Origin of the sequence: Neisseria sp. (assembly GCF_030523955.1) — a bacterium.
Taxonomy (GTDB): domain Bacteria; phylum Pseudomonadota; class Gammaproteobacteria; order Burkholderiales; family Neisseriaceae; genus Neisseria.
This window is the reverse complement of sequence record NZ_JAUNHL010000008.1, coordinates 41,283-59,224: the sequence shown is the minus strand read 5'-3', so window position 1 is coordinate 59,224 and position 17,942 is coordinate 41,283. Positions and strand designations below refer to the sequence as shown.

Genomic DNA, 17,942 nt, shown 5'->3' with positions numbered 1-17,942 from the left:
TGGCGACGCCGGAAATCACGTTGCCGCCGTTGTTCAGACCGCTTTCAGACAGGCTTACCGGATTACCGCCGTTGGCCGGGGTGATGGTGACGCCGTTGCCGCCTACGTTGGTGACGTTGCCCGCCGCATCGGTAAACTCGGCCGAGGTCAGACCGGTCAGTTCTTTGGCCAGTTTGATGTCCAGCGTATCGGTGCCGTTGGCAACTACACCGATATTATTGTCAGACAATGCGCCGGTGGCACCGCCGTTTACTTCCAGCGTTTCGCCTAGAATGCGGTTGACATCATTGCCGCTGTCGCCGGAGAAGGTAATCGGTTTGCTGGCCACGGCATAAAGCTGGCTACCGTTGATGGCATCGGTTGAGGTTTTGGAAATTTCGCCGGCGGCTACATTGATAATCTGGCGCTCTTGGCCTGATGCGCCCACGCTGACCACGCCGTTAGCCGCGCTGCCCGCACCGGCAAAGCCGGAATAGGTAATGCCGTTTACGGTTGCGTCGTTAACAGTAGTGGCTGCACGGTCAGTAGACGCAGTGCCCAATACCACGCTGTTGGCTTGGGTAGTGGTTACGTTATTACCGAATACAAAGGTATTATCGGTCGGCAAGGTATTGTTATTACCCACTGAATAAGAATTCGCACCATCAATTATTGACGGATCGCCGATCGCACCGGAATTGACTCCGTTGACGATATTGCCAGTACCGATGGAAATGGCGTTCGTCGCCGTCGCCTGCGCACCTCGGCCTATCGCTATGGCCGAAACTGCAGAGGCTCTTGTTTCACGGCCTATAGCCACCGCATTGTGTCCTTCCGCCCGCGCATCGTAGCCTGAGCCAATCGATGCGTAACCCGAAGCAATCGCGCCGCTACCGAAAGCTTGCGCATGATCGTCAGACGCCGATGCCGCCGCACCTACTGCTATTGTACTGTTTTTCGTACTTTTGCTGTCGCGGCCTAAAGCTATTGAAGATGTGCCGGAACTCTGTGACGCATTACCGATAGCGATGCTGCTCAGTTCCGAAGCATTGGACGATACGCCAATGGCCAACGCATATTGGCCCGATGCACGTGATGCAACGCCGAAAGAAGAAGAAGAAGCTCCGATGGCACTCGAATCATTACCGAACGCCGTGGCGGAAGCTGCGCTTGCTTGCGCACGGTAACCGACAGCAGTGGAGCTTTCTGCCGATGCTACGGAAGAGGAGCCTACTGCAACACTATTGGTTTCCTCCGCTTTTGATAAATCACCTACCGCCACCGCTACGTTACCGTTTGCGGCAGCTTGATTGCCTATAGAAAGCGACCGTTCGCCCGAGGAGACAGTTTCCCGCCCTATCGCAATACTCCTGTCTGAAGAGGCATTAGCTTGAGAGCCCACTGCAAGTGCGTCACCACCACTTGCTTTGGCTGCAGTACCGATTGCAGTATTGCGTACCTTTGTCAAAGGAGCGCCAGAAGTGAATAGATTTGCTCCCTCGCCGATAGATATATTGTTACTTGACAGGGTTGCTTGAGTGCCCATATACCGCCCGGCATTCCAACCTAATGCAATATTATTGCTGCCTACAACATCATTACCCGCACGCGAACCGAAACCCAGATTATTTGAACCTGATGAATTGCTTATAGCCTGATATCCCAAGCCGATATTATTGTCTGTAGTGATTCCGGCCGCACCCAAGTTTTGTGCTGCATTGAGGCCGAGCCCAACCGTATTTTTTGCCCCGTTAGCATTAATACCGGATTGATTGCCCATGAAAATATTATTACTGACTACACCAGTACCATTAGCACCGGCTTTATTACCAATGGAAATCGAATGCTGGTCTGTCGCAGCAGCTTCCCACCCTAGTGCAATAGAGGCATAACCCGAAGCGATGCTTGAACGGCCAATAGAAAGAGTATTCGCATTGGTCGCTTGGGTGCCCATACCAATCGCAGTACCTTGGCCTGTAGCATTTGCACCATAACCGATTGCAACGGAGTTGGTACCCGCCGCCGTCGCTCCTGAGCCGCAAGCAAAAGAGGTAGCATCAGGAGAAGTGGCGGCAGTTCCGCCATTCAACGTACAGGTAGCAGCAACCGCCTCACTGGCCGGCAACAGAGAAAATCCTGTTGCGAATGCGAAATTCAACACCAAAGCACTCCAGCTCCATCCGAAAAGATTATAAATTTTTCGAATACTGGTAACGCCGTTTTTATTATTTAGGGAGACTACTGCATCCTCGTCACGATGGATCGCCACACAGCTGGTACCGGCGGGTTTTCCTTTGGCGGTTTCGATTTCCGACACCGCAACCCATGCCCCTAATGCGTCGTTCCATATCGTACGATAATTTTTATTCATAATTTTATACCTTTATGTTTACGGCTTAATATAAGCCGTTTGCTCTTATCAAAAGGATTTCAAACAATCCCGACAACTGAATAACAACTGCCGCCCATCTAATCCAACTCGACGAAGTTATTCTGGATTTTCAGACTTTCCCAACAGCATCCTACTTCGCTGCCGTTTAATCCGCGCACCCACTTGGCACCGCAGAACTGAAACAGCTGCCCATGCTGTAAAACCGGGCACCTCTTTTGAATACAACAAAAACTATCAAAACTATAACATAATTAATATATTTCATGATTATTTATTTATGAACAGATTTTAAAGTTATAGTGTTATTATTTATTTTATTCGATGCTATTTAAGGAGGTGTAGCCAGAATGATTGTGAAGCGTTTTTTTGATGCAAAAAACACCGCCGTTTCATTAATGGTCAACAGGCCCTAGAGCCTTCCCTTTTATTTTCGGCACCCTAACGAGTACGACATGGCTTTGAAAAAACCACCTCCCCCACCCACAAATAAAAAAGCACCTTGTTTCCCATATAACAAGGTGCTTAGCTTTATTGCATCCCACCATCCGATGCCTCCCTTATGCTTAGAAAGCAGTATGCAAAGCCCATGCACCAGAAATAACTGGTACTTTGTTATAACATCGCAGGCTTTATTATTTGGTGACTTAAGAGTGCGATCATAAATTGAAACAGCAATTCAACTTATGGGTACAACCAAATACGCCACCATACTCACTATCAAAACAACTACTGATAATTCCGCCAGTGAGTACCCCTTTTTAATTGACTTCATGATTTTTTTCTTTCTTTAAAATCTATTTTGTTTGATTTTTATTTTTAGCCCGCAATGTGCTAACGTTTTCCGCAATGTGTTTGGCCCGTTTTTTTGATTCCCGTAATGTATTTGGCCATTTTTTCTTGTCTTGATCGACTTGGCTTATGCGTTTTCCCTAATGCATTTGGCCAGTTTTTTTCAAGTTGTCCGCAGTTCCGTTTTCGGTTTTTCTTGCAGACAAGAATAATCAAGCATCCTGTATGCCAACTTTCGAAATTTTTATTAAATTTCATATAACCATATGTTTATATTAATATTTAAAATAAAAACAAGTTTGGAATACTTATTCGGAAGTGTCAATTTATGATAACGTTCTGTGCATTTTCTGCCATTTTTTGTCATTACCCTGCCGTTTTCCCGTAAAGGTTTTGCCATTTTTTGTCATTAAATATAGTTTTTTCGGCTGGCCTGAAAGCGGATTTATCGATCGATGGCAAAGCAAGAATGAGAGGGGGAATAGGAAATAGAGAATGAAGTTTGGAGAAATAATAAGTTGAAACGGATACATGGCGGCTTTCCGTCAGCTTTGCAGAAAAACAATGCATACCGGGTTATAGCGGATTAACTTGACTTTCGCGAAGGCTCTGCTGCGCCAAAGCTCAAAGAGAACGATTGTGTAAGCCGCTGAAGCGGCAACAGAATCGGTTCCGTACTCTAGGGTCTGTCGACAATTAACGCAACGGCGGTGTTTTTGGTCAAAAACCCCGTCTGCGGCGTTAAAAAAGCTCGCAAGGTGTTCAACCTTGCTGTGCTTTTTGCCTTGCATACGCGGTTTTTGCCTCAAAAAACCGCTTCGCCGGTCAATTGTCGACAGCCCCTAGCGTATTCACACACAATTCCTGAGACCTTTGCAAAATTCTTTTCGATATCTGAAAACATTTGCATCATGCTCGAGCTTGACCCGAGCATCTTTTTGTTTGAGAAGAAAAAGCAGATACTCGGGTCAAGCCCGAGTATGACGAGATATCAATCAATTCAGGATTAAAAAGTTTTTTGCAAAGGTCTCTGCCTGTCTGAAAAAAAACGCCCGATATAAAATCAGGCGTTTTTTTCAGACAGGCATTGATCAAGCGTTTTGCTGCTGTTGCTGATAAAGCGCTTCGAAATTAATCGGGGCGAGCAAAACGGGCGGGAAGCCGGCGCGGGTTACGGTAGAAGAGATGGTTTCGCGCGCATAAGGGAACAGAATGTTCGGGCAAGCGACCGCCAGCAGCAATTGTACATCGTCGTCCGGAATATTGGCCAAGCGGAAAATACCGCTTTGGGTCACTTCGTTGAGGAACATCACGCGCTCGTCGGCCATTTTGGCGGTTACGGTTACGGTTACGCTCACTTCGTAGAATTCTTCTTCGAGTTTTTGGCTTTCGGTCGCCACGCGCATGTCCACGCTGGGGTCGTTGTTTTCCAAGAAAACTTGAGGAGCGTGCGGCACTTCCAGAGACAGGTCTTTTACATACAGTTTTTCGATGCTGAATACGGGTTGTGCTTCGGTTTGAACTTGATCTTGTTCGCTCATGTCTATCTCGCTTTTAAAAGGAAAGGTTGTGCCGCCCAAAGGCGGCAGGAAAGGATTTTACTTATTGCCCTAAATTCAACAGCGGCACCAATTCGCCTTTTTTATGCAGGGCGTAGGTTTCGTCAAAGCCGCCGATATGGGTATCGCCGATAAAGATTTGCGGTACTGTACGGGTGCCGGTGGCTTCACGCATGGCTTGAAACGCTTCGGGATCATTTTTTTCTTGAATCTCAATAATTTCAGTAACGCCGACCTGTTTTAACAGTTGCTTGGCCATGGTGCAATAAGGGCAATACGGGCCTGAATAAATGGTTACGGTTTGCATGACATCTCCAAATAATGTTGATTACGTTTTGTTTTACAGCCTCCAATGATTGGAAACTCGAAACAAAACTTTGTTGGTATGATTGGTACAGCTATCAATTATGACAAATATGAGGTACCGGATAAAGTTTTACAAGCTTTCTCTTGGATTTTATCTGGCTGTCTGTCCATTTCTCCAACACATTTTGCTGATTTTACGCAGCTTATATTATTTAGCGTCTTTTTTTCCACTACCGTATACCGCCTTGGCGACCACGCTATCCAACTGCGGCAAATATTGCTTGGCCTGTTTGCTGTTCACCACCGCCACCACCGAAAGCGGGTTGCCTTCGGCCGGATCGGCCGGCAGCCAGTAGCCGGCCAACGCGCGTACGTTATCCAGCGTACCGGTTTTCAGATAAAAACGTCCGGTTTGGCTCGGATCGTTAAAACGGCTTTTTAAGGTGCCGTCCACCCCCCCTATCGGCAGACTGTCGACCAAGGCCTGTCTGAAAGGCGATTTCCAGGCGGCGGTCAGCATTTCGCCCAACATACGGGCGGTGGCGCGTTCGCGGCGCGAGAGGCCGGATCCGTTTTCCAAATCCAGCGCCTCATCGTCCAACCCGGCCGCTACCAACTCACGGCGCACTTCGGCCCGGGCGCTTTGTACGGTTTCCCCCTTGCCGCGCTGCGCGCCCAGAGTCAGAAAAACACTGCGGGCAATCACATTATTGGAATTCTTATTCATATCGCGCAATACATACGATAAGGGCGGCGATCGGTGGACGGCTAATGTTTGGGCGGCAACCGGCGTTTTGCCGGAGCGGTAGCCGTCGGCCATTTCACCGCCGCCGGTGCGCCATTGGTTGGTAAAGCTTTGTCCGGCGAATTCATCCATATCCAGCATATTGATGAACATTTCGCTGCCGATGCAGCTTTCCGGCAGTTTGCCGTTGAAATACAGCACGCCGCTGCGGTAAGCGGCGGACACATAATTTTTCAGCGAGGTGCAATTAGTGGCGAGGCCGGCGCTGCTTTGCACATTAATCTGCTGCGCAATGCCCGGCAGCGGCGGATTGGTTTCGAATGCAAGGTCGCCCAAAGGATTGCGCACGGCTTTTGCCCACACCACTTTATAAGCCAACATGTGCGGGCTGGGCGGCGTGGCGAACGTTTCGCCTGCATCACGCTCGAAGTCGTCGGCACTACCGTTGCTGCTCCACACGCTGTCGTCAAACACCAGCGGGCCGCGGATAGCCCGGATACCGTGTTCACGCATCTGTTGTTGTACGCTTTGTATGTCTTTTTGATCGAATACCGGGTCGCCGCTGCCCATCCAGTACACCGCTCCTTCCAGCACGCCGCCGCGCACCGGCGCTTCGCTTTTGAACTCGGTCTGCCAACTAAAATCCGGCCCCAACGCACGCAAAGCAGCGAAGGTAGTCACCAATTTCATCACCGAAGCGGGCTGCATAGAAGCATCGGCGCGGTGCGACGCCAACACCTGGCCGGTTTGCATATCCTGCACGTACACCGCGATTTCCTGCGGCGGAATTTTGCCGGTATCCAAGGCAAAAGCGGCAACCGGCAGCAAGCACAACGTGGCGGCAAGCATCCGCCGGATATTTTTTTCAGACAGGCATAAAGTGGTCATATGGAGATTCGCATCATGAGAAAGCAGAGGGTTATTTTAAAGGATTTTGGCAGGTAAAGGCGGTATGCCTGTCTGAAAATAAAATCTGAGACCTCTAGCAGATTAACTTAACTTTCGCTACGGCGTTGCTGCGCCTTGCCGTACTACTTGTACTGTCTGCGGCTTGCTGCCTTGTATCGAAGTAATTAAATCTGCTATATCACCCTATTCAACGGCGTGCCACGTTCATCAGCATCATGCCGCCGGCAGCCAATAAGCCGCCCCACGCCAGCGAAGCGTGCAGCGGTTCGCCCAACAGCAGAGCGGAAGACAAAATACCGAAAATCGGTACCAGCACGATATAGGCCGCCGCCACGCCGACGCCCAGCCGCTGCACGCCGCTGAAATACCAGGAATACGCCAGCGTGGTCGCACCGAAAGCCAGCGCCGCCACGCTGAACCAGCCGCTTAGCGGCGCAGCAAACACCTGCCGCCAACCCGCCGCCCCTTCAATCTGCGAGGCCGCCAGCAGCAACATCAGCGAGCCCAGCACCGTCGCCACGGTGGTGGCCGTTAAGGCATCGATGCCTTTGAGCATCTTGCGGCCGATCAAGGTATAGGCCGACCAACTGGCCACGCAGCCGAACAGCAACACCTCGCCCGTGCCTATGCCGCCACGGAACACCTGCAAGGGATCGCCTTTGGTAATCGCCGTCAGCGCGCCGCTAACCGCCAACAGCATTCCCAGCAAAATGCCCGCATTCAAGCGCTCGCGAAACAGCCAGGCAGCCAGCAGCAACGTGAGCACCGGATTCAAAGCCACTACTACCGAGGCGCGGCCGGCCGCCACACTTTGCAGCCCGTACATAAAAAACACCGCATAAGCGCAAATGCCGCTGGCCGCCGCCGCTGTCAAACCCAGCCACTGGCCGCCGCTCAGCCGCTTGAGCGGCGCGACACCCCGGTTGGCATACAGCAGCCAAACCGTTAAAGCGCTACCCGCCAGTAAAAAACGCAGCGCCGCGGCGGTAAGCGGCGGCATGGTTTGCGCGACTATCCGCCCCCAAGGCCAGGAGGCGCCCCAGATGACGGCCATGCCGAGCAGGCGCAGATGGTAAGGATAAGCGGGGGAAGAAGTATTCATAGTGTTCTTTTTTGTGTGTATGAAACGCTGTTTTTTCAGACAGGCATACGCCTGCGGCGCAGTGTTCCGATGTTACATTTCCAAAGGATCGACATCTATCGACCAGCGCACCGCAGCGTCTCGCCGGCCTTGCAGCAGATAAAGCCACAGCGCGGCGGCACGGTGCAGCTGTTTGCGAGAAGGCGATTCGAGAAATACCTGCGCCCGTTCGCGTTCGGCCAGCCGCATCATGAACATCGGCACCGGCCCCAACAGCGAAACTTCGGGCGGCAGCCGGTTTTCGACTTCGGCCTTAATCCCGGCCAGAAAATCCTGCGCCTGCCCGATTGCCACCGCATCGGCACGCACCGCGGCCTGAAAGCCGAAAGGCGGCATGCCGAACATTTTGCGTTCGGCCAATTCGTGCGCGGCAAAAGCGGGATAATCCTGTGCCTGAACGGCGGCGAATACCGGATGTTCCGGCAATTGGGTTTGTATCAGCACCCGACCGGCCGCATCGGCGCGGCCGGCGCGGCCGGCCACCTGCATCAGTTCGGCAAACAACTTTTCCGGCGCGCGGAAATCGGCGCTGTACAAACTGCCGTCGGCATTGAGCACCACCACCAGATTGAGGCGTGCGAAATCGTGGCCTTTGGCCAGCATTTGGGTGCCGACCAGAACATCGATGCGATTATCCGCGATGTCGCGGTAAAGCCGTTCCCAGTCGTTTTTACGGGCGGTGCTGTCGCGGTCGACCCGTACCACGGTTGCCTGCGGCAGAAACGATTTAAGCGTTTCCTCCACCCGTTGGGTGCCGTGGCCGACGGCGGTCAAATCCTGATTGCCGCAATCGGGGCATTTGCGGGGAATGGCCTGTCTGAAATCGCAATGGTGGCAACGCAACTGGCGGACACGTTGGTGCAGCACCATTTTGGCCGAACAGCGCGGACAGCCGAAAATATGGCCGCAGTCGCCGCAAAACAGCGCGGGTGCAAAACCGCGGCGGTTCAGGTAAACCAGCGTGAGGCCGCCGTTTTGGTGATTCTCTTGAATCAGTTTCAGCGCCTGTTGCGAAAACCCGTTGTCGAGTTGCTGGCGGCGTACGTCGAGAATCTCCACCTGCGGTGGCCTTGCGGCGCGGCGGGCGCGTTGCGTCAGTTCCAGCAGGCGGTAGCCGCCGCTTTGCGCCTTGTGCCAACTCTCCAAGCTGGGTGTGGCGCTGCCCAACACCACCGGGCAGGCGCTCTGCTTGCCGCGCCATACTGCCAAATCGCGCGCATGGTAGCGCAATTCGTTGTCCTGCTTAAACGAAGCATCGTGCTCTTCGTCCACCACAATCAGCGCCAAATCAGGCAGCGGCGTGAACACCGCCAGCCGGGTGCCGATAACCAACTTGGCCTGCCCCGTCATCGCGCGCAGATAATCCTGCGTGCGGCGGCCGGCGGCGGTTTGGCTGTGCAAAACAGCGGTCGGCACTTGACCGAAACGCTCGTTTACCCGCTTCAAGAGCTGGGGCGTCAGGTTGATTTCGGGCAAAAGAAACAACACCTGCCGCCCTTGGGCCAGCACTTTGGCCATGGCATCGAAATACACTTCGGTTTTGCCGCTGCCGGTAATGCCGTACAGCAGGAAGGTTTGGAAGCTGCTAAGGCCTGTCTGAAGCGTATCCGCCGCCGCTTGCTGACCGTCGTTGAGCAGATGTTGCGACGCGGCGATTTGTGGCGCGGCGGCCTCGCTTTCGTCCAGCCAACCGGCTTGCCGCCATTGCTGCAACAGCTTGCCTGCCTGCGGATGAATGGCTTTCAGACAGGCCTCTTCCTGATGGCCCGCCGCCAGTGCCTGCCACAATGCGTGTTGCTTGGAAAAGCGCACCGGCGGCGGCGCCTGCATACGGCCTTCCTCGCTCAAACCGTAAAAGTGCGGCGGCTGCGGCAGGGTAACCGCCCGGGCTTCACGCATTCCCTGCGGCAGGGCGGCAAACACCGCTTGGCCGATCGGATAAAGATAATAGCGCGACACAAAATCCAACAAGGCGCGCCAATCTTCGGGCAGCGGCGGCTCTTGGCCGAACACTTGCTTAACCGGCAGGATTTTGGCGGGGGCGATTTCGGGCTTAACATCGGTTTCCCACACCACGCCCACCGCCTCGCGGCCGCGAAACGGCACCGCCACCCGCGTTCCGGCGGGGATGGCTTGGGGATATGAATAAGTCAGCAGCCCGAGCGGTACGTTCAAGGCGATATGGTGGTAAATCATGGAGGGCATTATATAGCGGATTCACTTAAATCCTGAGACCTTTGCAAACAAACAAAATGCCTGTCTGAAAACTTTTTCAGACAGGCATGCTTTCATCAAGCTGCGTTTACCAGATATCCGATTTGATTTTGCGTTTCAAGGTAGGATGTTCAGACAATTTGAATACCGGCTCTTTGCCCATTTTCAGCTTGGCCGTATAGTCTTTCAACAACAAGAACACCAGCGGGCTGAGCGCCAGAATCGCAATCAGGTTGATTAAAGCCATAAAGCCCATCGACATATCGGCCATGTCCCACACCACCGGCACATTGGCAATCGCGCCGAAATACACCATGCCCAACACCGCCATGCGGAAAATAGCCATCACCAGCCAGTGGTTGTTGAGGTATTGGATGTTTGATTCGGCATAAGCGTAGTTGCCGATAATGGTTGAGAAGGCAAACAAAAACAGCACGATAGCCAAGAAGTCCGCACCCCAGGCACCCACATGGTGCACCAGCGCCGCTTGGGTAAGCTGCACGCCGGTGAGCGTGGAATTGGTGGTGTGTACATCGGAGAGCAGCAAGATAAACGCGGTGCACGAACACACGATTAAGGTATCGATAAACACGCCCAACATCTGAATCATGCCTTGCGATACCGGGTGTTTCACATCGGCCGCCGCCGCCGCATTCGGCGCAGAACCTTGGCCGGCCTCGTTGGAATACAGGCCGCGCTTGATGCCGTTCATCATCGCTGCGGAAATCATCGAGCCGAGCAGGCCGCCGCCGGCTGCTTTAAAGTCGAACGCCGAGCTGAAAATCAGGCCGAACACGCGCGGTACTTCTGCGATATTCACCGCCATCACATACAGCGCCATCAGCAAGTAAAACACCGCCATAATCGGTACCATCGCCTCGGCCACGCGCGACACGCGGCGGATGCCGCCGAAAATAATCGGTGCGGTAAAAATCACCAAAGCCACGCCCACGGCGTGTTTGTTCCAGCCCCAAGCCACTTCGGCCGCCGCCACAATCGAGTTGGCCTGCACCGCTTCATAAACCAAACCGAAACAGAAAATCAGGCTGATGGCAAACAATACGCCCAACCATTTCTGCTTCAAGCCTTGGGTAATGTAATAAGCCGGGCCGCCGCGGAAATGGCCGTTTTTATGGTCGCGGATTTTAAACAGCTGTGCCAGCGAAGACTCGGCAAAGGCCGAGCTCATGCCGATCAGCGCCGTTACCCACATCCAAAACACCGCACCGGGGCCGCCCAGCGAAATCGCAATCGCCACACCGGCGATATTGCCCACACCCACGCGGCTGGCCAAGCCGGTAACGAAAGCTTGGAACGGCGTGATGCCGTGCGGATCATCGCCCGCCTTGCGGCCGCCCAGCATTTCCTTAATGCTGCGACCCAGCAGGCGGAATTGTACAAAGCCGGTGGCTAAGGTAAAAAAGATACCGGTGCCGACCAGCAGAAAAATCAGGCCTTCCCATAAAGGGCCGTTGATGTTGTTTACCCAATTGTGAATCGTTTCAATCATATTATTCCTTCGCTACCGGTTTCAGACAGGCATCTGTGCCCGTTGGACAGCCGGTAGCATGACCACTAAACAAACTTAAGTGCGCCTGCCTATAGCAGATTTAATTACTTCGATACAAGGCAGCAAGCCGAAGACAGTACAAGTAGTACGGCAAGGCGCAGCAACGCCGTAGCGAAAGTTAAGTTAATCTGCTATAACGGCAAGCAGGTTATTGATAGGCGTAATGTGTATATTCTGATTGCCAGCAGCCGGTTTGCGCGAACCGGTTTTGCTGTTGTTCTTTTAAGGGCAATGCCCGTCTGCCCGAAAGGCAAACCCCGCATTATAACGAAGATGCCCGATAACATACAGAGCGAAACCTTTGCCAGTCATTCCCCCGGGCTTCCCCCACGCGGAGGGGGTGTGGTTGTCGTTGGGTTTTAATAGCTGGCAACATCATACGTTTTGGGTTTGTTGGTGCTGCCAATATTATGCCTGTCTGAAAAGTGATTAACACCGGCCGCTTATTCCCTCTCCCGTGGGAGAGAGGGCTTGGCGGATTTTAACGATAGTGAAATAAATAAAATATGCCTGTCTGAAAACCCATTTGCGTGTTTCTGCACGGCACAATATTTTCAGACAGGCATTTTAGTCGGCAAGAATATCCTACATCACTTCCAGCGTTTCAATTCCCAACAACTCCAAGCCCTGTTTCAGCGTTTCGCCGGTTAGCGCGGCCAGTTGCAGGCGGGTGTTGCGGGTTTGGCCTTCGGCTTTCAGAATCGGGCAGGCTTCGTAGAAACGGGAAAACAGCGTGGCCACTTGGTAAAGATAAGCGGCCAGATAATGCGGATAGGATGTGTCGGCGGCGTTTTGCAGCACGTCTTCAAACTTCAGCAGTTCCACCGCCAGCTGTTTTTCCAGCGGCTCGCTCAAGATTAAAGCGGCGGTTTTGTCCCATTCGCCCGCTTTGCGGAACACGCTTTGCACGCGGGTGTAGGCGTATTGCAGATAGGGCGCGGTATTACCTTCGAAGCTGAGCATCACATCCCAGTCGAACACATAATCGCTGGTGCGGTTTTTGCTCAAATCGGCGTATTTCACCGCGCCGATGCCGACGGTGCGGCCGATTTTCGCCGCTTCTTCCGCTGCCAATTCACTGTTTTTGCTTTGCACCAAAGCGGTGGCGCGCTCGACCGCTTCGCCGAGCAGGTCCACCAGTTTTACGGTGTCGCCCGAACGGGTTTTGAACGGCTTGCCGTCTTTGCCCATCATGGTGCCGAAGCCGATAAACTCGGCCGACACGTTTTCGGGCAGATAACCCGCTTTGCGCGAAGTGGCGAACAGTTGGGCGAAATGCAAACCTTGGCGGTGGTCGACCACATACAGCAGCCGATTGCCTTTCAGGCGGCCGACATAATCGCGGATACAGGCCAAATCGGTGGTGGAATATAAAAAGCCGCCGCCGCTTTTTTGCACGATATAGGCCGCCGGTTCGCCTTCTTTGTTTTTGAATTCGTCGAGAAACACCACTTTGGCGCCGTCGTCGTCCACCGCCAGGCCTTTGGCGGTTAAGTCGTCCACCACCACCTGCAAATCGTCGTTGTATTTCGATTCGCCCGCCACATCATCGGGGGTGAGCAGCAGGCCCAGCGTGTCGTACACGTTTTGCGCGTGGTGCAGGGAAATCTCGACGAACTGTTTCCACAAGGCCAGCACGGCTTCGTCGCCGCCTTGCAGTTTCACCACATATTCGCGGGCGGTGTCGGCAAAGGCGGGGTCTTCGTCGAAGCGTACTTTGGCATTGCGGTAAAACTGTTCCAAATCAGATAGTTGGAATTCGGCATTGTGTTGCTGCTGTTCGACCATATAGGCCACCAGCATGCCGAACTGTGTGCCCCAGTCGCCGACGTGGTTTTGACGGATAACGGTGTGCCCCAAAAAGCCGAGGATGCGGGCGATGCTGTCGCCGATGATGCTGGAGCGCAAATGGCCGACGTGCATTTCTTTGGCAAGGTTGGGGGACGAATAATCAATCACCACGGTTTGTTTGTTGGCCGTTTCCGCCACGCCGCAGCGTGTATCGTTTAAGGCCGCGCGGAGGTGTTCGGCCAAAAAGCCCGCATTCAGGCGCAGGTTGATAAAGCCGGGGCCGGCCACTTCGGCGCTTTCGATAACCCCGCTGCCTGAAAGTGCATCGGCTACTTTCTGCGCCAGCTCGCGCGGGTTCTGCTTGGCCTGCTTGGCGGCGCCCATCACGCCGTTGATTTGGAAGTCGCCGAAATCGGCGTTTTTGGCGGGCTGCAACACGATTGGGCTGCCGCCGATACCGGCTGTCTGAAACGCCGCTTCCGCCTCGCGGGCGACGGTTTGGTGTAAATTCATAGGTATTCTGCTTATATTTTCATAAAGGTCGTTCAAATTGCAGCCGCTATTTTAATGGAAAGCGCTTGAACGCGCAGCAAAACAAAAGCCCGCTTCGGTAAGCGGGCAGGAGTTGAGGTAATTTGGGCATTGTGTCAGATTTTTTGCTTGGATTCGGCTTGTGTCGGGCATTAATGCCCGACCTACGACTCCTTGTATCAGGCATTAAGCCCGACCTACGGCTATTTTTTAACCGCACAACTCAGGGCATACTTTGCCGTTTTCATCCGGCTTGATTTGTGTGTTACTGCATTGCTTGGCATAGAATTTCGCTTCTGCGCAAGATTTCATTTGAGAACATTGCTGCTTTTGTCTGCAACTGTATTGATTGATTCCCCCTGCTATCCCCTCCGATGATGCGACAGGTGGCGCGGGTGTTTTTATGATAACCGGCCCAAGTTCCGCTTTAACTTGGTCTGCTGCCGATGCTGCCGGCTTTTTTACGGGCTTTGCCTCCTCTTTTACCGCTTCTGCCACTTCGGGCTTAGCTTCAGGGGCTACCGTTTCCTGCTCGTCTACAGAATGCGCGACTTTTTGTATACCTTCCTCATTGGTTGCCGATGCTGCTTTATCCAAATCTTCCAGTCTTTTTTCGCCATTCATAACCGCACGCAGATCTTCACGCTCTTTAGCCATTTTAGCGGCTACCTGCTCGGCATTAACCCGCTGTGCGGTATTTTCGATGGCTTGTACCCGCTGCCAATGGTTGAAGACAAAATAAGATAAGGTACCGATTACCACGAAGATAATCAGCACCAATGCCAGACTATCCGGCAATTCTTTCTGAGTTTTCACGATTTATCCCTAACAATATTGATCCAGATCATTTTATCAATAGATAAATATTAAAATGTAATTTGATCTGTTTTTATAATTTTTTCCAGCAAAAATTGTTACAACTATACTACATTCATCTTCATTACTATTGCCTGCCTGAATACCGCCCAACTTTTACGCCTTTTGATTATGGCAAGCATTGCTTCAAGGGCAAAATCCAGGCAAAAAATATGCATCCTGCTTATCCGTTAATGTAAAGGATGCAGGAATCGAAAACCACTCTTCGCGATAAAATAGGCTGTTCGGCCGATTAACGGCAAGGAGAAGGCAGGAAGTTTCGCGGAATAGAGTTGGCAGCGGAAGAATCGCAATCCCATTGAATAACGGTTTCAGCTACACCATTACTGGCAACCGTAGGTACCAAAGTCAGCGTTTTACCCTGGATCAAGCGGTTAGCATTGTTATTCATAGTTACAGTAATCACGCCAGAAGCGTTTACCGCAGCCGATTGTACATAACGGCCATAAGGGCTGCTGGCGCTGGCATAGTTGCCTACAGGCGACCAGCCTTGGCCAAAATAAGTGGTACTGACATCCATTTTAATCGCGCTAGCGAAAATTAAAGCTTCGCTTGCTTGTGCTCTGGCCGCATAGTTATCGTACATCGGCAATGCGATTGCCGCCAGAATACCGATAATGGCTACTACAATCATCAATTCGATCAAAGTAAAGCCTTTTTGTAGGGTCTTTTGCATCCCCCCCCCCTTTTTTTACAATTATGCTATAAAAATATATCTCTGAAAATTAAAGTATTTTATAAATACAAGAAGCGTACCCCTCTTGCTGAAAGGTACGCTTCAAGACTATTCAGCTAAATCCTTTAGCCTAAGCTAGAATTAGGGACGGCAAGCTGCTGGAACATATTTGTTTTGAGCGCTAGATGTACAAGCCCATTGTACTGCACCTGATGAAGCAGTCGGAGTCAAAGACAAGGTAGTGCTTGTAATACCGGCAGCAACTTGTGAAGCCTTCATGGTAGCCGTAATCACACCACTAGTACCTACCGCTACCTGCGCTACATATTTACCGCTAATATCGGTTGCAGCTGCAATGCCAGCAGAAGTATTGCTAATCGGGAACACACCTTTGTCTGCATAGTATTCGGTTACCGCACCTTTTTGGCCGTCAGCCAGAGTTAAGGCTTCAGACATTTGCGCACGAGCAGTGTAGTCTTGGTAAGCCGGCAGGGCGATGGCGGCCAGGATACCGATAATGGCAACTACGATCATCAACTCGATCAGGGTGAAACCTTTTTGGATTGCTTTCATGTTTTTTAAAACTCCGTTTAAATGTTTATTGAGTAGTTAAGTTAAGTTCCCGCAACGTGGTTGGCCACGTTTTTTCTTTGAGTACCCGCTGCCCCATGCAGCGTTTACCTTAAAGCCGGAATGGTTGTTCAGCTTGCCTCTGCGGCGTGCTGTGTTTCCATGTAAAGACATGAAGCAATCTGCGTGCCAAATTTTTGCCCGCCAGAAAAAATATATAATATATTGTTTTTAAATATAAAAATACGGGATTATTTGTTGGATTACTACTCTAATCGGGCTGACGCATCTGGGCAACCTGCCCAATTTCGTCATTCTTTACAAAACTATGCTTTTCTTAACTGACGAATTTCGTCACTTCCTCGGCTAACTACTCGGATAGAAGTAATAATTACCGCCGATAGCAGCCAAGGTAAGTACCAAGATAGGCGGCTCGGGCACCGGTTTGCTTCTTTGTTGCTCTTTACTTTAAAGATTAACTGACCCTCCTCCTTAAATTATGTTCCCGTCATCCCCAACAAATTTATCCGCCCGCAGAGCGCATCAAGAATTTGTTTAATTTCTCCGCACAATCCGCACAATAAGAGTAAAATAAAGTAGTACCGTGTAATTGTGTTTTTAAGCCCGATTTCCACAGTATTTTTATATTTTTATTTGATAGCGGCGGTTTGGCGGAAATTCGTACTGGCCGGGCTGCTTATTATTAACAAGATATCCAACAAAACAGGAGGAACTTATGTCCGACCATCAGCTTCAACCTTTCGAAGAAATCGATACCAGCGCGGAAAAAAATCGTTTGCAGATTTTCGAAGAGGAAGTGCTCAAACATAAGGGGCATGTAAGCGGAGAAGATTCAAGCTCGGCTCCGCTGCCGGCCAGCTATCCTTACCGTACGCGCATGAGCCGCCGGGTATATGAGGCAGAAAAGAAACTGCTGCAAATCGAATTGCTGAAAGTGCAAAGCTGGGTGAAAGAAACCGGGCAACGCATTGTCAGCCTGTTTGAAGGGCGCGATGCGGCGGGCAAAGGGGGAACCATCAAGCGTTATATGGAGCATTTGAATCCGCGCGGTGCGCGCGTGGTGGCATTGGAGAAGCCGACCGAAACGGAGCGCGGCCAGTGGTATTTCCAGCGTTATATCCAAAATCTGCCGACTGCGGGCGAGATGGTGTTTTTCGACCGCTCTTGGTACAACCGTGCAGGGGTGGAGCGTGTGATGGGCTTTTGCGAGCCGCACGAATATCTGCTGTTTATGCGCCAAACGCCTGAATTCGAGCGTATGCTGGTGGCCAGCGGCATCCATTTGTTTAAGTTTTGGTTTTCGGTAAGCCGCGAAGAGCAGCTGCGCCGTTTTATTTCGCGCCGTGACGATCCTTTGAAACATTGGAAACTCTCGCCGGTGGATATCCAATCGCTGGACCGCTGGGACGATTACACCGATGCGAAAAACGCGATGTTCTTCCACACCCACACCGGTGATGCGCCGTGGACGATTGTGAAATCAGACGATAAAAAACGGGCGCGTTTGAACTGTATCCGCTATTTCCTGCTGCAATTGGATTATCCGGGCAAGGATTTGAAAGCGATCGGCGAGCTGGACCGCCAGATTATTAATGTTCCGACTACCCAATTCCGCGACAGTAATTTTGATATTATTGCCGATTAATCGGGATAAAGCGATTAATGCCTGTCTGAAAATATTTTCAGACAGGCATTTTGTTTGTAAATAGCCGTTTTCATCCTGAATGGATCAATTTCCCGTCATACTCGGGCTTGACCCGAGTATCTCTTTTTCTTCTATATAGCAGATTAACTTAACTTTCGCTACGGCGTTGCTGCGCCTTGCTGTACTACTTGTACTGTCTGCGGCTTGCTGCCTTGTATCGAAAATTAA

13 protein-coding genes are annotated in these 17,942 nt (G+C 51.6%); 1 reads left to right on the top strand and 12 read right to left on the bottom strand.

Going from position 1 to position 17,942, the window contains the following annotated elements:
• The 12 genes from Q4C79_RS03000 to Q4C79_RS02950 all read right to left on the bottom strand — a co-directional run.
• The coding region (locus Q4C79_RS03000) for an ESPR-type extended signal peptide-containing protein (protein ID WP_303089549.1) at window positions 1-2,350 on the bottom strand (2,350 nt) is incomplete at its 3' end.
• Between the two features lie 697 nt (window positions 2,351-3,047).
• Complete coding sequence (locus tag Q4C79_RS13180) at window positions 3,048-3,143, bottom strand: prepilin-type N-terminal cleavage/methylation domain-containing protein (protein WP_368492200.1); 96 nt, start codon at window positions 3,141-3,143, stop codon at window positions 3,048-3,050.
• A 1,108-nt stretch (window positions 3,144-4,251) separates the two neighbouring features.
• A complete protein-coding gene (secB, locus tag Q4C79_RS02995) occupies window positions 4,252-4,701 on the bottom strand; it encodes a protein-export chaperone SecB (RefSeq protein ID WP_303089548.1) in 450 nt (149 codons plus the stop codon).
• 61 nt (window positions 4,702-4,762) lie between these two features.
• Entirely contained in the window at window positions 4,763-5,026 is a 264-nt protein-coding gene (gene grxC, locus Q4C79_RS02990) for a glutaredoxin 3 (RefSeq protein ID WP_303089547.1), read from the bottom strand.
• Window positions 5,027-5,233: 207 nt separating this feature from the next.
• Window positions 5,234-6,658 (bottom strand): D-alanyl-D-alanine carboxypeptidase/D-alanyl-D-alanine-endopeptidase, encoded by a 1,425-nt coding sequence (gene dacB / locus Q4C79_RS02985; RefSeq protein WP_303089546.1) that lies wholly within the window; start codon window positions 6,656-6,658, stop codon window positions 5,234-5,236.
• A 208-nt stretch (window positions 6,659-6,866) separates the two neighbouring features.
• On the bottom strand, window positions 6,867-7,781 hold the full coding sequence (locus Q4C79_RS02980) for a DMT family transporter (protein ID WP_303089545.1): 915 nt from the start codon (window positions 7,779-7,781) through the stop codon (window positions 6,867-6,869).
• A 72-nt stretch (window positions 7,782-7,853) separates the two neighbouring features.
• On the bottom strand, window positions 7,854-10,016 hold the full coding sequence (locus Q4C79_RS02975) for a primosomal protein N' (RefSeq protein ID WP_303089544.1): 2,163 nt from the start codon (window positions 10,014-10,016) through the stop codon (window positions 7,854-7,856).
• 106 nt (window positions 10,017-10,122) lie between these two features.
• The gene (locus Q4C79_RS02970; RefSeq protein ID WP_303089543.1) at window positions 10,123-11,544 is read right to left on the bottom strand and encodes a sodium:alanine symporter family protein; all 1,422 of its coding nucleotides are present in this window, start codon (window positions 11,542-11,544) and stop codon (window positions 10,123-10,125) included.
• Between the two features lie 645 nt (window positions 11,545-12,189).
• Window positions 12,190-13,908, bottom strand: coding sequence for an arginine--tRNA ligase (gene argS / locus Q4C79_RS02965; RefSeq protein ID WP_303089542.1), 1,719 nt, complete (start codon window positions 13,906-13,908; stop codon window positions 12,190-12,192).
• Window positions 13,909-14,136: 228 nt separating this feature from the next.
• Complete coding sequence (locus tag Q4C79_RS02960; protein ID WP_303089541.1) at window positions 14,137-14,742, bottom strand: hypothetical protein; 606 nt, start codon at window positions 14,740-14,742, stop codon at window positions 14,137-14,139.
• A gap of 292 nt (window positions 14,743-15,034) precedes the next feature.
• On the bottom strand, window positions 15,035-15,478 hold the full coding sequence (locus tag Q4C79_RS02955; RefSeq protein ID WP_303089540.1) for a pilin: 444 nt from the start codon (window positions 15,476-15,478) through the stop codon (window positions 15,035-15,037).
• Between the two features lie 141 nt (window positions 15,479-15,619).
• On the bottom strand, window positions 15,620-16,051 hold the full coding sequence (locus Q4C79_RS02950) for a pilin (RefSeq protein WP_303089539.1): 432 nt from the start codon (window positions 16,049-16,051) through the stop codon (window positions 15,620-15,622).
• 733 nt (window positions 16,052-16,784) lie between these two features.
• On the opposite strand from Q4C79_RS02950, the gene ppk2 reads away from it, so the two are divergent.
• Complete coding sequence (gene ppk2, locus Q4C79_RS02945; RefSeq protein WP_303089538.1) at window positions 16,785-17,714, top strand: polyphosphate kinase 2; 930 nt, start codon at window positions 16,785-16,787, stop codon at window positions 17,712-17,714.
• Window positions 17,715-17,942: the final 228 nt, after the last annotated feature.

Bases quoted from the DNA above. Each gene is read 5' to 3' on its own strand.
- Q4C79_RS13180 (WP_368492200.1), bottom strand. From the start codon at position 3,143: ATGAAGTCAATTAAAAAGGGGTACTCACTGGCGGAATTATCAGTAGTT.
- secB (WP_303089548.1), bottom strand. From the start codon at position 4,701: ATGAGCGAACAAGATCAAGTTCAAACCGAAGCACAACCCGTATTCAGC.
- grxC (WP_303089547.1), bottom strand. From the start codon at position 5,026: ATGCAAACCGTAACCATTTATTCAGGCCCGTATTGCCCTTATTGCACC.
- dacB (WP_303089546.1), bottom strand. From the start codon at position 6,658: ATGACCACTTTATGCCTGTCTGAAAAAAATATCCGGCGGATGCTTGCC.
- Q4C79_RS02980 (WP_303089545.1), bottom strand. From the start codon at position 7,781: ATGAATACTTCTTCCCCCGCTTATCCTTACCATCTGCGCCTGCTCGGC.
- Q4C79_RS02975 (WP_303089544.1), bottom strand. From the start codon at position 10,016: ATGATTTACCACCATATCGCCTTGAACGTACCGCTCGGGCTGCTGACT.
- Q4C79_RS02970 (WP_303089543.1), bottom strand. From the start codon at position 11,544: ATGATTGAAACGATTCACAATTGGGTAAACAACATCAACGGCCCTTTA.
- argS (WP_303089542.1), bottom strand. From the start codon at position 13,908: ATGAATTTACACCAAACCGTCGCCCGCGAGGCGGAAGCGGCGTTTCAG.
- Q4C79_RS02955 (WP_303089540.1), bottom strand. From the start codon at position 15,478: ATGCAAAAGACCCTACAAAAAGGCTTTACTTTGATCGAATTGATGATT.
- Q4C79_RS02950 (WP_303089539.1), bottom strand. From the start codon at position 16,051: ATGAAAGCAATCCAAAAAGGTTTCACCCTGATCGAGTTGATGATCGTA.
- ppk2 (WP_303089538.1), top strand. From the start codon at position 16,785: ATGTCCGACCATCAGCTTCAACCTTTCGAAGAAATCGATACCAGCGCG.